Source organism: Micromonospora sp. NPDC049171, from assembly GCF_040648275.1.
Classification (GTDB): Bacteria; Actinomycetota; Actinomycetes; order Mycobacteriales; family Micromonosporaceae; genus Micromonospora.
Genome location: NZ_JBEZDJ010000018.1, coordinates 25,813 through 39,404, shown reverse-complemented (window position 1 = coordinate 39,404; position 13,592 = coordinate 25,813). Strand labels below are relative to the sequence as shown.

Annotated in this window: 12 protein-coding genes; 3 read left to right on the top strand and 9 right to left on the bottom strand. The window is 73.4% G+C overall.

From position 1 onward, the window contains the following. Positions 1-21: 21 nt before the first annotated feature. From nadC to AB0B14_RS22490, 7 genes are all read right to left on the bottom strand, one after another. Positions 22-918 carry a carboxylating nicotinate-nucleotide diphosphorylase gene (nadC, locus tag AB0B14_RS22520; RefSeq protein WP_357067965.1) on the bottom strand — a complete coding sequence of 299 codons (897 nt, stop codon included), beginning with the start codon at positions 916-918 and terminating at the stop codon, positions 22-24. A 53-nt stretch (positions 919-971) separates the two neighbouring features. Continuing rightward, positions 972-2,669 carry an L-aspartate oxidase gene (locus tag AB0B14_RS22515; protein ID WP_357523982.1) on the bottom strand — a complete coding sequence of 566 codons (1,698 nt, stop codon included), beginning with the start codon at positions 2,667-2,669 and terminating at the stop codon, positions 972-974. A gap of 99 nt (positions 2,670-2,768) precedes the next feature. Then, the gene (locus tag AB0B14_RS22510; RefSeq protein WP_357067961.1) at positions 2,769-3,665 is read right to left on the bottom strand and encodes a septum formation family protein; all 897 of its coding nucleotides are present in this window, start codon (positions 3,663-3,665) and stop codon (positions 2,769-2,771) included. Positions 3,666-3,763: 98 nt separating this feature from the next. Beyond that, a complete protein-coding gene (panD, locus tag AB0B14_RS22505; protein ID WP_357067958.1) occupies positions 3,764-4,192 on the bottom strand; it encodes an aspartate 1-decarboxylase in 429 nt (142 codons plus the stop codon). Positions 4,193-4,233: 41 nt separating this feature from the next. Beyond that, positions 4,234-5,082, bottom strand: coding sequence for a pantoate--beta-alanine ligase (gene panC, locus AB0B14_RS22500; protein ID WP_357067956.1), 849 nt, complete (start codon positions 5,080-5,082; stop codon positions 4,234-4,236). Then, positions 5,079-6,035 carry a Rossmann-like and DUF2520 domain-containing protein gene (locus AB0B14_RS22495; RefSeq protein ID WP_357067954.1) on the bottom strand — a complete coding sequence of 319 codons (957 nt, stop codon included), beginning with the start codon at positions 6,033-6,035 and terminating at the stop codon, positions 5,079-5,081. The genes panC and AB0B14_RS22495 overlap by 4 nt, the downstream gene beginning before the upstream one ends. A 125-nt stretch (positions 6,036-6,160) precedes the next feature. Next, positions 6,161-6,730, bottom strand: a complete 570-nt coding sequence (locus tag AB0B14_RS22490) for a TetR family transcriptional regulator (RefSeq protein ID WP_357067952.1) — start codon at positions 6,728-6,730, stop codon at positions 6,161-6,163. Between the two features lie 120 nt (positions 6,731-6,850). Here AB0B14_RS22490 and AB0B14_RS22485 point away from each other — a divergent pair, with 120 nt between their 5' ends. The 3 genes from AB0B14_RS22485 to AB0B14_RS22475 all read left to right on the top strand — a co-directional run bounded on the left by AB0B14_RS22485 (position 6,851) and on the right by AB0B14_RS22475 (position 10,389). Then, positions 6,851-7,759 carry an SDR family oxidoreductase gene (locus tag AB0B14_RS22485; protein WP_357067950.1) on the top strand — a complete coding sequence of 303 codons (909 nt, stop codon included), beginning with the start codon at positions 6,851-6,853 and terminating at the stop codon, positions 7,757-7,759. Positions 7,760-7,915: 156 nt separating this feature from the next. After that, a complete protein-coding gene (locus AB0B14_RS22480; RefSeq protein ID WP_357523980.1) occupies positions 7,916-9,205 on the top strand; it encodes an SAM-dependent methyltransferase in 1,290 nt (429 codons plus the stop codon). Beyond that, positions 9,202-10,389, top strand: a complete 1,188-nt coding sequence (locus tag AB0B14_RS22475; RefSeq protein ID WP_357067946.1) for an NADH-quinone oxidoreductase subunit D — start codon at positions 9,202-9,204, stop codon at positions 10,387-10,389. Before AB0B14_RS22480 ends, AB0B14_RS22475 begins: the two co-directional genes overlap by 4 nt. A gap of 18 nt (positions 10,390-10,407) precedes the next feature. Here AB0B14_RS22475 and AB0B14_RS22470 read toward each other — a convergent pair whose 3' ends face one another. Further along, entirely contained in the window at positions 10,408-12,411 is a 2,004-nt protein-coding gene (locus tag AB0B14_RS22470; protein WP_357523978.1) for a hypothetical protein, read from the bottom strand. Positions 12,412-12,519: 108 nt separating this feature from the next. Continuing rightward, positions 12,520-13,524 carry a glycine betaine ABC transporter substrate-binding protein gene (locus AB0B14_RS22465; protein WP_357523976.1) on the bottom strand — a complete coding sequence of 335 codons (1,005 nt, stop codon included), beginning with the start codon at positions 13,522-13,524 and terminating at the stop codon, positions 12,520-12,522. Positions 13,525-13,592 lie beyond the last annotated feature (68 nt).

The window sequence follows — 13,592 nt, the reverse complement described above, 5'->3', positions numbered from 1 at the left end:
GCCGCCCGGCTCGACCGGGCTCTACCCGGTGCGCAGGTCCAGCGCGATGTCCAGGATCGGCGACGAGTGGGTCAACGCACCCACCGAGAGGAAGTCGACGCCGGTGGCCGCGTACCGCCCGGCCACCTCCAGGGTCAGCCCGCCGGTCGCCTCCAGCTCGGCCCGGTCACCCACCGCGGCCACCGCCTCGGCCAGCACCTCCGGCGTCATGTTGTCGCAGAGCAGGAAGTCCGCACCGGCCTCGACCGCCTCCACCGCCTCGTCGACGGTTGTCACCTCGACCTGCACCGGCACCTCCGGGAACGCCTCCCGGACCCGCCGGTAGGCCGGTGTGATGCCGCCGGCCGCCAACTTGTGGTTGTCCTTGATCATGGCCACGTCGTAGAGGCCCATCCGCTTGTTGGTGCCCCCGCCGGCGCGCACCGCGTACTTCTCCAGCGCCCGCAGGCCCGGCGTCGTCTTGCGGGTGTCCAGCACCATCGCCTTCGTGCCGGCCAGGGCGTCGGCCCAGGCCCGGGTGTGGGTGGCCACCCCGGACATCCGGCAGAGCAGGTTGAGCGCCGTCCGCTCGGCCGTCAGCAGCAGCCGGGTCGGGCCGGTCACCGTCGCCAGCACGTCGCCGCGGGCCACCCGCTCGCCGTCGCGGGCCGACACCGACACCTCGACGGTACGACCGAAGCCGGTCACCTCCCCCACCAGCTCGAACACGGCGGCGGCCACGGCCGTCCCGGCCAGCACACCATCCGCGCGGGCCACCAGGTCGGCGGTGTCGGTCTGCTCCGCCGGAATGGTGGCCACACTCGTGACGTCCAGGAAGTCCGGGCCCAGGTCCTCGACCAGCGCGGTCTCGATCACCTGCCGCACCTGTACCGGATCCAGCCCGGCCGCCCGCAACGCCGCCTCTGTCGACCCCGTCAATGCCGTCCCCGTTCGCGACTGCGGGGCTCGCAAAACCGGCTCACTCCTCGCGCTCACTGTGAGTTCCCCTCCCACTGTTGGCCCACCCGACCTCCTGCCCCGACCGACCCGACCAGGTGGCCCAGCCACCGCTCGTCGGCCGTCGGGAAGTCCTCCCGCCAGTGGCAACCCCGGGTCTCACCCCGCGCGTACGCGGCGGCGACAAGCGTCGACGCCACGGTGAGCAGGTTCGTCGCCTCCCAGTCGGCGGTCCGGGGCCGCCCCCGGGCGGCGCCCAACTCTTGCAGTGTCCCGGCCGTCTCGGCCAGCGTCGCCGCGGATCGGAGCACCCCGGCGCCCCGGCTCATCGCCCGTTGCAGGGTCGGCGTCGCCGCCGCGGGCAGCACCCAGCCCGCGCCCCCACGCCAGGCACCGGTGTCCGCCGGCTGCGCCTGCTCGGGCAGGCCGGCCGCGATGTCCTCGGCGATCCGCCGGGAGAAGACCAGGCCCTCCAGCAGCGAGTTGCTGGCCAGCCGGTTCGCGCCGTGCACACCCGTGCAGGCCACCTCGCCGCAGGCGTACAGGCCGGGGATCGAGGTGCGGCCGCGCAGATCGGTGCGGACGCCGCCGGAGGCGTAGTGGGCGGCCGGTGCCACCGGGATCAGGTCGGTCGCCGGGTCCACGCCGATCGCCAGGCAGGACGCCACGATCGTGGGGAACCGGCCGGCCAGGAAATCGCCGCCCAGGTGCCGTGCGTCGAGGTAGACGTGGTCCGCGCCGGTGGCCAGCAACACCCGGTGGATGCCCTTGGCCACCACGTCCCGGGGGGCCAGCTCGGCCAGCTCGTGCTGGCCCACCATGAACCGCTTGCCGTCGGCGTCCACCAGGTAGGCGCCCTCGCCGCGCAGCGCCTCGGAGACCAGCGGCTGCTGCGCGTGCCCGGCGCCGGGCACTCCCGCGCCGGGCGGGGTGATCAGGGCGGTCGGATGGAACTGGACGAACTCCACGTCGGTCACCGCCGCGCCGGCCCGCAGCGCCAGCGCCACCCCGTCGCCGGTGGAGACGGCCGGGTTGGTGGTGGCCGCGAAGACCTGGCCCATTCCGCCGGTGGCGAGCACCACCGCACGGGCCAGCAGTGCGCCGACGCCGTCCTCGCTGCCCTCGCCGAGCACGTGCAGGGTGATGCCGCAGGCCGGGCCGAGCCCGTCCGGGCCGTCGCCGGGCGCGCGCAGCAGGTCCAGGACCAGGGCGTGCTCGACCAGGCGGATCCACGGGTCGCGTTGCACCGCGGCGTGCAGGGCCCGCTGCACCTCCGCGCCGGTGGCGTCACCGCCCGCGTGCACGATCCGGTCCGCCCGGTGCCCGCCCTCGCGGGTCAGCATCAGGGAGCCGTCCGGATGGCGATCGAACTCGGCACCGACGCGCATCAGCTCCCGCAGCCGGGTCGGGCCCTCCTCGACGAGCACCCGGACCGCCGCCGGGTCGCAGAGCCCGACTCCGGCGATCTCGGTGTCGCGGGCATGTGCCGCCGGGGTGTCGGTGGGGTCGAGCACGGCGGCGATGCCGCCCTGCGCCCAGCGCGTCGAGCCGTCGTCGATGTTGACCTTGGTGACCACCGTGACGTGCAGGCCCGCCTCACGCAGGTGCAGTGCGGCGGTCAACCCGGCCACCCCGGAACCCACCACGATCACGTCGGTGGTCTCCACCCAGCCGGGCGCGGGCGCGGCCAACAACGCGGGCAGGGTCGGCAGGTCGACGGTCGGAACGTCCATCCCCTCAGTCAACCCGAACCATCCTCGCTCGGGGCGGCGGGGGCGGGACGAGTGTTCTGGGCTACCCCGTCCGGCGTCGTGCCGGCCGGCTGGCCATTGTCACTTCGTCCGGATGGGAAGACCAGCCGGGCCCGCGCCCTTCAGCGAGGCGGTCACCATACGGTCGCTGAGCCAGAGGTAGCAGCGGACACCCCGGTCGCCGACCCGCCAGCGCCCCGCACCCGGTGGGCGGGCCACCACACCGCTGCGCAAACGCAGCTTGGCGTCGTCCGGCACGCCCACGTACCGGCCGAGGATGCTGCGACAGCCGGTGTAGAGCCGCGCCCAGTCGGCGCCCCTGGTCGGGTACGCCATGTCCGGCGCGCGCCACACCCCGACGAACTCGGCGTCGTGCTGTTGCGCGCACTCCACCGGGACCAGTGTCTGCACGCCCGCACCGGCCCCCGTGCGGGTCTGCTGGCAACCGAGCCGCAGCCCAGCGGCCCCCTTCAACGCGTCCCGCAGGCTGCCCGACCGGACCACCACGGTGGCCGCGGACTCGACGGTGGTCAGCTCGGTGAGGTCGCACCGGAACCAACGGGAACCGGCCGTCCAGCCCGGCCCGGAGGGCAGCGCCACCGACAACCGCAGTCGGCCGGCCCGCCAGTCGTCGCCCACGTACCCCGTCGCCCGGGTGTCGCACTCGGTGAACGCGCCCCGCAGCTCCGCCGAGCCACCCGCCGGGGCGCTCGCCCGCTCGACCGGAAACGCCCCCACATGCACGGTCTCCACCCGGTGCGGGCCGGCGCAGTCCACCGGCTCGTAGGCGGCGAGGGTGACCACATCGGTGAAGTCGGCGGCCTGACAGACGCCGGCGGCCGGGGTGAACGCCGACGCCTGCGGCAGCGCCGCCCAGTCGTCGGTCAGGTCACCGTCCAGGCCGCCGGACCCGGCACAGCCCACCAGCAGCACTGCCGTCACGGCAGCGGCGAACAGGGTCGTCGTGGCACTGCGCATATAGCGGCCTCCCCCAGCCACCGACCGGCTTCCGCCAGCGCGCCAAGGGTAACCGGTAATGACCTTCCGGTGACAGACCGGAATTGCGTCGCGCGCGATCAGACTCCAGACACGGCGAACGGACTGGGCACCGGGTCGCCGGCCATGCCGGGTGCCACACCGGCCGGGTCCCCGCCCAACTCGATCACCCGGTTGTCGGCGTTCACGTGCACCACAAGTGGCCGGTACGACCGGGCCTCGGCGTCGTCCATCTGGCCGTACGAGATCAGAATGACCAGGTCACCGGGGTGCACCAGGTGCGCGGCGGCACCGTTGATGCCGATCACGCCGCTGCCCCGCACGCCGGGGATCACGTACGTCTCCAGCCGGGCACCGTTGGTGATGTCCACGATCGCCACCTGCTCGCCGGGGAGCAGGTCGGCGGCGTCGAGCAGATCCTCGTCCACTGTCACGGAACCGACGTAGTGCAGGTCGGCCTGAGTCACGGTGGCTCGGTGGATCTTCGACTTGAGCATGGTCCGGAACATCGGGGTGGCCTTTCGCGGATTGGTGGAGGGTGGCGGCCGGGTCAGGCGCGCGGGGCGAGGTGGACGGCCGCGTTGTCGATCAGGCGGGTGGCGCCCACCCAGGCGGCGATCACCAGCCGCGCCGGCCCGCTGACCGGCCCCGGCTCCAGCTCGGGATCGGTGAGCACCAGGTAGTCGAGGCGTGCTCCCGGCGTACCTGCGCCGAACGCGGTGTGCGCGGCGGTCAGCACCGCGCCCGCGTCCAGGCCGTCCTCGGCGGCCCGGGCACCGGCCCGCAACGCGGCGGACAGGCTCAGCGCGGCGGCCCGCTCCGACTCGCTCAGGTAGCGGTTACGGCTGGACAGCGCCAACCCGTCCGGCTCCCGGACGGTCGGCACGCCGACCACCTCGACCGGCACGTCCAGGTCCCGGGTCATCCGCCGGACCAGGGTGAGCTGCTGGTAGTCCTTCTCGCCGAAGAACGTCAGGTCCGGTCGGGTGAGCTGGAGCAGCTTCAGCACCACGGTGAGCACCCCGTGGAAGAAGCCGGGGCGGCTCGCGCCCTCCAACTCCGCACCGAGCGGGCCCGGGTCGAGGCGTACGCGGGGCTGACCGTCCGGGTACATGTCCGCCACCGACGGGGCGAAGACGAGGTCCGCCCCCGCCCGCCGGCACACCTCCAGGTCGGCGTCGAGGGTGCGCGGGTAACGGTCGAAGTCCTCGTTCGGCCCGAACTGCAACGGGTTCACGAAGATCGTCACCAGCACGTGGTCGGCCTGTTCCCGGGCCGCGCGCAGCAACGTCTCGTGCCCGGAGTGCAGCGCGCCCATCGTCATCACCACGCCGACCGTGCCCTTCAGCCCGGCCCGGGCCTCGGCCAGCTCGGCGCGCGAGTGTACGAGCTGTGTCATGCGGCCACCTCCCGGGCAGTGTCGGCGAGCACGCCGAGCAGCGACTGCGCGTCCACCGGCCGCAGTCGGCCGGCGGCGATCGCCCGGTCGGCGGTACGCCGGGCCAGGGCGAGATAGGCGGGGACGGACTCCGGAGCGGTGGCGGCCAACCGGGCCAGGTGCCGCTGGACGGTGCCCGCGTCGCCCCGGGAGACCGGGCCGGTCAACGCGTCGTCACCGAGCCGCAGCGCATTTTCCAGGGCGGCTCGCAGCAGCGGGGCCAGCACCTTCTCCGGTCGGGCCACCCCGGCGTCGCGCAGCCGGTCGGTCGCCTCGTTCACCAGGGTCACCAGGTGGTTCGCGCCGTGGGCCAGCGCGGCGTGGTACAGCGGGCGGTCCGACTCGGCCACCCATTCGGGCACGCCACCCAGGTCGGCGACCAACCGGGCGGCGAGGGGACGCAGCTCCGCCGGGGCGGTCACCCCGTACGAGATGCCGCCCAGCCGGGCCAGGTCGTCCGGCGTACCGGTGAAGGTCATGGCGGGGTGCAGGGCGAGCGGGCGGGCGCCGACCGCGGCGGCCGGCGACAGCACGGCCAGGCCGTGCGCGCCCGAGGTGTGCGCGACGATCTGGCCCGGACGCAGCGCGCCCCGCTCGGCGAGGTCGGCCACCACACCGGCCAACGAGTCGTCCGGCACCGCGATCAGCAGCAGGTCGGCGGCGGCGTGGGCGACGGCGGCGGCCGGGCGGCGGGGCACCTCGGGCAGCAGCAGGGCGAGGCGGGCCCGGCTGGCCCCGGAGTCGCCGGTGACGGCGACCACCCGGTGCCCGGCGGCGACGAGTGCGGCACCCAGGACGGCTCCGACCCGGCCGGCGCCAACGACACCGACGGTGAGCAGACGGGAGGTGGGAGGGGTGCCGGGAGCGGCGGGCCCGGACAGGGCGGCCGGACGCGGGCGCAGCGGTGCGCTCATGACGACGATCCAGTCCTCGAGAAGGGGTACCGGTCGATCGCAAGTATGCGCCCGCGTCACGGGGCCGAAACAGGAGTGTGAAAACGTTCACCACCGAAGAAGGGCCCGGTGGTGACCGGTCGGGCTCAGGCCGGGGCCGTCGTGAGCGTGCGTAGCTCGGTGGCCACCTCGGCGATCAGGTCGGCGAGCGAGCCGCCATCGCTCTCGGGTGCGACCCAGCGGGCGAGCGCCACCCGGAAGACCAGCACACCGGACTCGGTCGCCAGGGCGGCGGTCGTCTCGCTGAGGCCCTTGGCACGCAGAGCGGCGGCGACCGCGGCCGTCAGCGAGCTCGTCTTGCGCAGCTCACGCTCCTGCAACTCGGGACTACCGGCAATGATCGACTGGCGCATCCGGACCAGCTCGATGCGATCGGTGAAGATCTGCTCCGCCACCCGGCGGAAGGCGGCGACGACCGCCTCGAACGGCCCGGCGTCCGTCTCGGCCACCGCCTTGACCAGAACCTCCTCCAGCTGCTCGCCGCCGCTGAAGAGCGCCTCGCGCTTGTCGCCGAAGAGCCGGTAGAAGGTGCGCTTGTCGAGGCCCGCGCGGGCGGCGATGTCGGCGACCGTCGTCTGTTCGAAGCCGCGCTCGCGGAACAGCTCGAAGGCAGCCGCCTCCAGGCGGCCGCGCGCGTCCGGTTGCCAGCGGGCCATCCGCCGATGGTATCCGATGTCACGTTGCGACATTCTTTCCGGCCGAGCCATGTCACATCGCGACATCGTGGAGTACGGTGATGTCACAAGGCGACATGACCATCTCACAAAGGAACTGCCATGCGCGTATTCGTCACCGGCGCCTCCGGCCACCTCGGCTCCGCAGTCGTGCCGGCACTGCTCTCAGCCGGACATGACGTCGTCGGCCTGGCCCGCTCCGACACGTCCGCCGCCGCGATCGAGAAGCTCGGCGCTGAGGTACGCCGCGGCGACCTGTCCGACCTCGACGTGCTTCGCCAGGAAGCCGCCGCCTCCGACGGGGTGATCCACCTGGCGTTCCGCCACGACCTCATGATCAACGGCGACATGGCCGACGCAGCCGAAACCGACCTGGCCGCCCTCGGGGCACTCGCCGACGGCCTGGACGGCTCCGGCAAACCCCTGGTCGGCACCAGCGGGACAGCCATGCTCGCGATGGGCGGCATCGTCGGTCGCCCCGGCACCGAGCGCGACGCCTTCCCGAGCGGCTACCGGATCGACGCGGAGAACTTCGTAGTCGACCTCGCCGCCCGCGGTGTGCGCTCCTCCATCGTCCGGCTCGCGCCCACCGTGCACAGCACGCTCGACCACTACGGCTTCATCACCGCCATCATCGCTGCCGCCCGGCAGAACGGGTACGCCGCATACGTCGGCGAGGGCACCAACCGGTGGCCGGCCGTGCACACGCTCGACGCGGCCGAGCTCTACCGGCTCGCCCTGGAAAAGGCCCCGGCCGGTGCACGCCTGCATGCAGCCGCCGACGAAGGAGTCTCCTTCCGGCAGATCGCCACCGCCATCGGGCGCAACCTGGACATCCCGGTCCGAAGCACCAGCCCCGACGAGGCAGACAACTTCTTCGGCTTCCTCGGGTCGTTCGCGCAGATGGACAACCCGACGTCATCCGCGCTCACACGCGAGCTGCTGGGCTGGTCCCCTGTCCGCCCCGGCCTGATCGCGGACCTGGACGAAGGGCACTACTTCCAGGCCTGAACAAAGTTCCGGGGAGCCCACCTTGATCAAATGATGAAAAGTAGGTGCGGGGAGCTTTCCTGACCTACTTTTCAGCAACTGATCACCGCGCGCCCCTCCGCTGCCGAGCGGGACGGCGCGGATGATCGTGACGTGGGCCGGAATCGGAGTGGGTGGATGTCGATCACCTGGCGGGACGCCATGAGCAGAGCCCTCTACGGGCCGGGTGGCTTCTTCGTCGCCGGCACCGGGCCGGCCGACCACTTCCGCACCAGCGTGCACGCCGCACCGGCGTTCGCCACCGCCCTGCTACGGCTTCTCGAAAACGTGGACTCGGCCCTCGGCCATCCGCCACGGTTCGACGTGGTCGACGTGGGTGCCGGGCGGGGGGAGCTGCTGCAACGCCTGCTGGCGTCCGTCGGGGTTGCGGTGGGGGTTTCCGGGGAGCCCACCCGCTCCGGGCGGTCAGGCTTGATCCCTGCGCGGGCGGGCTCCCCGGAAACCCCGACTCCCCCGGCGTCCGCCCGTCCGTCGCCGAACGAGCCGTCGCCGGTCACCGTCCGACCGTCGCTTGCGGAGCGGGTCCGCTTCACAGCAGTCGAGTACGCCGGCCGCCCGGAGAACCTGCCCGAAGAGATCAACTGGACAGCCGAGATCCCAACCAAGATCACCGGAGTACTGCTGGCCACCGAGTGGTTGGACAACGTCCCGCTGGACATGGCGGTACACACCGAGGACGGCTGGCGATACCTGCTGGTCGACCCCGAGAGCGGCACAGAGACGGTCGGTGACCCGGTCAGTCCCGCCGATCTCGAGTGGCTGACGAGGTGGTGGCTGCACCCCGCGAGCCCGCCCAGCACGGACAGTGACCCGAGTCCGGGGATGGCCGGGACAGACCCGACCAGCGGAAGCGAGTCGGGTTTCCGGGCAGCCCGGCCGGCGCAGGGATCAAGCCTGACCGCCCGGAGCCGGCCGGGCTGCCCCGAAACCCCCCACAGCGACTACCCACGAGCCGAGATCGGCCGAAGCAGGGATGAGGCCTGGGCCAACGCGGTCCGGAAGATCAGCCGGGGTCTGGCGCTGGCCGTCGACTACGGGCACGTGAGCGAGGCACGGCCGGTGTACGGGACGTTGACCGGTTACCGCGCTGGGCGGCAGGTGCCTCCGGTGCCGGACGGGTCGAGTGACGTGACCGCGCACGTCGCCATGGACTCGGTCGCCTCCGCCGGTGCGGCGGTCGCCCGGTGTGCGTACTCCCTGGTCTCGCAGGCCGAAGCGCTGCGGGCGCTCGGGGCCGACGGCGGCCGACCGCCGCTGAGCATGGCCGGCACCGACCCGGCGGGGTACGTGCGGGCGTTGGCCGCCGCGTCGGCGGTGGCCGAGCTGACCGACCCGGCCGGGCTCGGCGGGCACCTGTGGCTGCGCCAACCGGTCGGCATCCCGTTCGACCCGTCCGTGGCACGATGACGGGCATGACCACCGACGCCGGGGACCTTCGTGAACTGACCGTCGGCACCGGGGCCGGGCTGATCGCCGGCACCGGCGATCAGCAGCTCGGCACCGACATGGTGCTGAACATCGGCCCGCAGCACCCCTCCACGCACGGTGTGCTGCGGCTCAAGCTGGTGCTCGACGGCGAACGGGTGGTCGCCTGCGAACCGATCATCGGTTACATGCACCGGGGTGCGGAGAAGCTCTTCGAGGTACGCGACTACCGGCAGATCATCGTGCTGGCCAACCGGCACGACTGGCTCTCGGCGTTCTCCAACGAGCTGGGTGTGGTGCTCGCGGTGGAACGCCTGATGGGCATGGAGGTGCCGGAGCGGGCCACCTGGCTGCGGATGGCCCTCGCGGAGCTGAACCGGGTGCTCAACCACCTGATGTTCCTCGGCTCGTACCCGTTGGAGATCGGGGCGATCACACCGATCTTCTACGCCTTCCGGGAGCGGGAGACGATCCAGGCGGTCATGGAGGAAGTCTCCGGCGGCCGGATCCACTACATGTTCAACCGGGTGGGTGGCCTCAAGGAGGAGGTGCCGTACGGGTGGACCGGCCGGGCGCGCGCGGCGATCGGTGAGGTACGTCGGCGGTTGCCCGACCTGGACCACCTGATCCGGCGCAACGAGATCTTCCTGGCCCGGACGGTGGGCGTGGGCGTGCTGTCCGCCGCCGACGCTGCCGCGTTCGGCGCGTCCGGGCCGGTGGCCCGCGCCTCCGGGCTCGACCTGGACCTGCGCCGCGACGACCCCTACCTGGCCTACGACGAGCTGGACGTGCCGGTGGTGACGAAGACCGCCGGGGACTGCCACGCGCGCTTCGAGGTGCTGCTGGACCAGGTGTACGCGTCGCTGGACCTCGCCGAGCAGTGCCTGGACCGGGTGGACCGGCTGACCGGGCCGATCAACACCCGGCTGCCGAAGGTGCTCAAGGCGCCGGAGGGGCACACCTACGCGTGGACGGAGAACCCGCTCGGCATCAACGGCTACTACCTGGTGTCGCGGGGTGAGAAGACGCCGTGGCGGTTGAAGTTGCGCACCGCCTCGTACGCGAACGTGCAGGCGCTGGCCACCCTGCTTCCCGGCTGCCTGGTGCCGGATCTGATCGCCATCCTCGGTTCGATGTTCTTCGTGGTCGGCGACATCGACAAGTGAGCCGGGCCGTCTGAGGTGTCAGCGCCAGCGCTCCGCGGGCGGGGTGCCGCCGGCCCGCGGCACGTCGTCCTGCGGCGGATAGCCGTAGCGCTCGTCGACCCGGCGTCGGCCGGTCCGCTCGGGAGCGGGTTCCGCCTGGTGGCCGCGCTGGTGCGGAGGACGCCACTCGTCCGGCACCGGCACCCCGCCCACCGGTAGCGCCGGCCGGCCCGCCGGCTCGGCCCGCCGGCCACCGTCGCGATCGTGCCGACGCGCCGGCTCGTCCCGCTGGTACGACTCGCGCTGCTCGTGCCGGCGCGGCTCCTCGTGCCGGCGCGGCTCCTCGTGCCGGCGCGGCTCCTCGTGCCGGCGCGGCTCCTCGTGCCGGCGCGGCTCCTCGTGCCCACGCGGCTCGTCATGCCCACGGGGCTCCTCATGACGACGGGGCTCCTCGCGCCGACGGGGCTCCTCGCGCCGGACGGCGGCCCAGCGGTCGGCCATCCGGTACTCGGTGCCGGTGGCGTCGGTGCGCACCTCGGCCCGGCGTTCGCCGACCCGCAGCTCGTGGCCGTCCTCGTCGTCACGGACCGCGGCCCACCGGTCACCGGCCCGCAACTGCGACCAGTACTCGCCCGTGTCGTCGGCCCGCAGGGCCGGCCCGGGCTGCGGAGCGGCAGCGCTCGCCCGGTCGCGCCGCTCCGACCAACCGCGATCGTCCGGGTTGTCCCAGGAGCCCGAGGTCGGCCTCTGCGGCGCCTGGTGCGGCCTGGCGGCCGGGCCGGGCTCGTCGTACGTGTCGCGAGAGTCGGTCCACTCCGGCTCGTCGCGGCGACCCGTCCAGCCCGGCTCGTGCCCGTCCGGGTCCGACTCGTTCCGGTCCGGGCCCCAACCCGACGCTTCCCGCGCGCCGCTCCACTCGGGCTCGCCACCGGCCGGGGGCTGCGGCCCCCGCACCCGGCTGTCACCGGGGCGAGCCCGGTCGTCGCCGTACCCGGCTCGGGGGCGCTCCCCCGGTTCGCCCGCCGGCCGGCCGGCCGCGCGGGCACGCTCATCCACGCCGCCACCCCGGGTCCACTCCTGCGCCGGCGGGGTCCACCGACCCGAATGTTCGCCGCCGTAGTGCCCACCCGGCTCGGCGCCGTAGCGCCCACCCGGCTCGCCGCCGTAGTGCCCACCCGGCTCGGCGCCGTAGCGCCCACCCGGCTCGGCGCCGTAGCGCCCACCCGGCTCGGCGCCGTAGCGCCCACCTGGCTCGGCGGGCCCGCCGTCCACCACCGTGTGCCGGGTGGTGACGTGCACGGTTTCGGTGTGCCGGACCACGCCGAGGGGTCGGTGCGCCGGCTCGGGGCGGTCGTGCTCCTGGCGGCGGGCTGAGCCGTACGTGGCGTCGGCCGGCCGTTGTGCGCCGTATGTCCCCGCCGTCGCCCGCGGCTCGGCGGCCTCCCGTGGGTGGGCCGGCCCGTCGTCCGGATGTGCGGGCTGACCCCACCGGGACGCGTCGTCCGGGCCGGACACCCGGGCGCGGCCCGGCGGCGCGTCACCCGGCACCGAAACGCGGCTACGGGCCACCGGAGCGTTGTCCCCCGGCGGCTCGACGCTCGGCACCCGCGCCCGGCCGGCACCCGCCGGCTCCGCCACCGGAGCGGCGGCGGCAGCAACGGGTGCGGCACCGGCGAGAGCGGCACCGCTGGCGTCGAGACGGCGGCGGACCGCGGCGATCCCCTCCTGTGCCCGGTGCGCCTGGTCGAGGGCCTGGCTACCGCGCTGAGCGGCGGTCGCGATCTGGGTACGCAGCTCCTCGATCTCATCCTGCAGCTCGTCGGCCCGGGCCGAGGCACCGGCATCGTCGGCCCGCAGCGCGATGGAGAGGCCGATCAGCACCACGGAGACGATGGCGAGCACCGCGGCGAAGCGCAGCGGGCCGTTGCCGTCGGCGACCAGCAGGATCAGCGCCGCCACCGGCGCGAGAGCCACCCCCGCCCAGAAGAGCACGGTCAGCAGCGATGGTCGACGCCGGGTGTCAGAGGTGACCGGGGCTGGCATGGATGTGCAGCCTACCGACGAGGTTCGTCGGAGGGAACGGGGTCCCCGGACGCGCGGACGCCCCCGCCCGGTCGGGGCGGGGGCGTCCGCGGCACGCCCGGCGACGGGTCAGCTGGTGGCGAACGCGCCGTCCGAGGAGAAGATCAGGCCCACGCTGATCGAGCCGTCACGCAGACCGCTCTTGGTCAGCGGCCCGCCCTGGTCCAGTGAGGAGAACGAGCCGACCTTCAGCCCGTACGTCTTCTCCAGACCCGGCTTGCAGAACGGACGCTGCTCGCACTCCGGCGGGCCGCCCAACTTCGTCGCGCTGCCCGAGCACTTCGCGGCGAGCTCGGAGAGGGTCCGCACGCCGTACTTGTCGGCGAAGGCCTGGGTGACGGCGAAGGCGTTCTGGTCCTGTGCGGCGGCCGGGGCGCCGAAGGTGATGCCCACCTTGTCGCCCTCGGCCTTGAGCGCGGTCACCGTGGTGTTGATGTCGGGCGAGGAGATCGGCGGAGGGGTGCCGCCCTTGGCCTTGGTGTTGAGGAACTCGGCCATCGTCGCCGCGTACTCCGGGACGACCTGGATCTCGCCCTTCACCAGCGCCGGCTCGTACAGCTCACGGTTGCCGATCTGCTGCACCTTGACCTGGTAGCCGGCGGCGGTGAGCGCGATCCGGTACAGCTCGCCCAGGATCTGACTCTCGGCGAAGTTGGCGGCACCCACCACGATGTCGCCGCCCGACCCCTTGGCGATGCCCGCGGTGACGTTGTTGGCGCTGGCGAACTCCTCGGCCGCCACCTTGGCGGTCTTGCGGTCCTCGTTGACGGCCTTGTTGAGTTGGATCAGCTTCGGGGTGTCGAGGGACGCGGAGACCTTGTCCAGTGCGGCGATCAGCTGCGGGTTGGCCGCCTTGCTGTTGACCGCGGGAATGACGTTGTCGGAGTTCTGGAGCTTCTTGTCGTCCTGCAGAGCGATGAGCTGCTTGCCGGCGACCGGGGCGCACCCGGCGCCGGAGGCGCTCTGCTGGGGTGCGTCGGTGCCGGACGAGCCGGCGTCACCGCAACCGGTGAGAAGTGCTGCCCCGGCGACGGCGCCGATGGCGCCGATCGCCAGACGTGTACGTGCGCGCATGTGCCCGCCTTCCGTGTCCCGGCGCGGCCCGTCCCGGGCCGGCCGCGTGTCCGACGGGCGATCCTGAC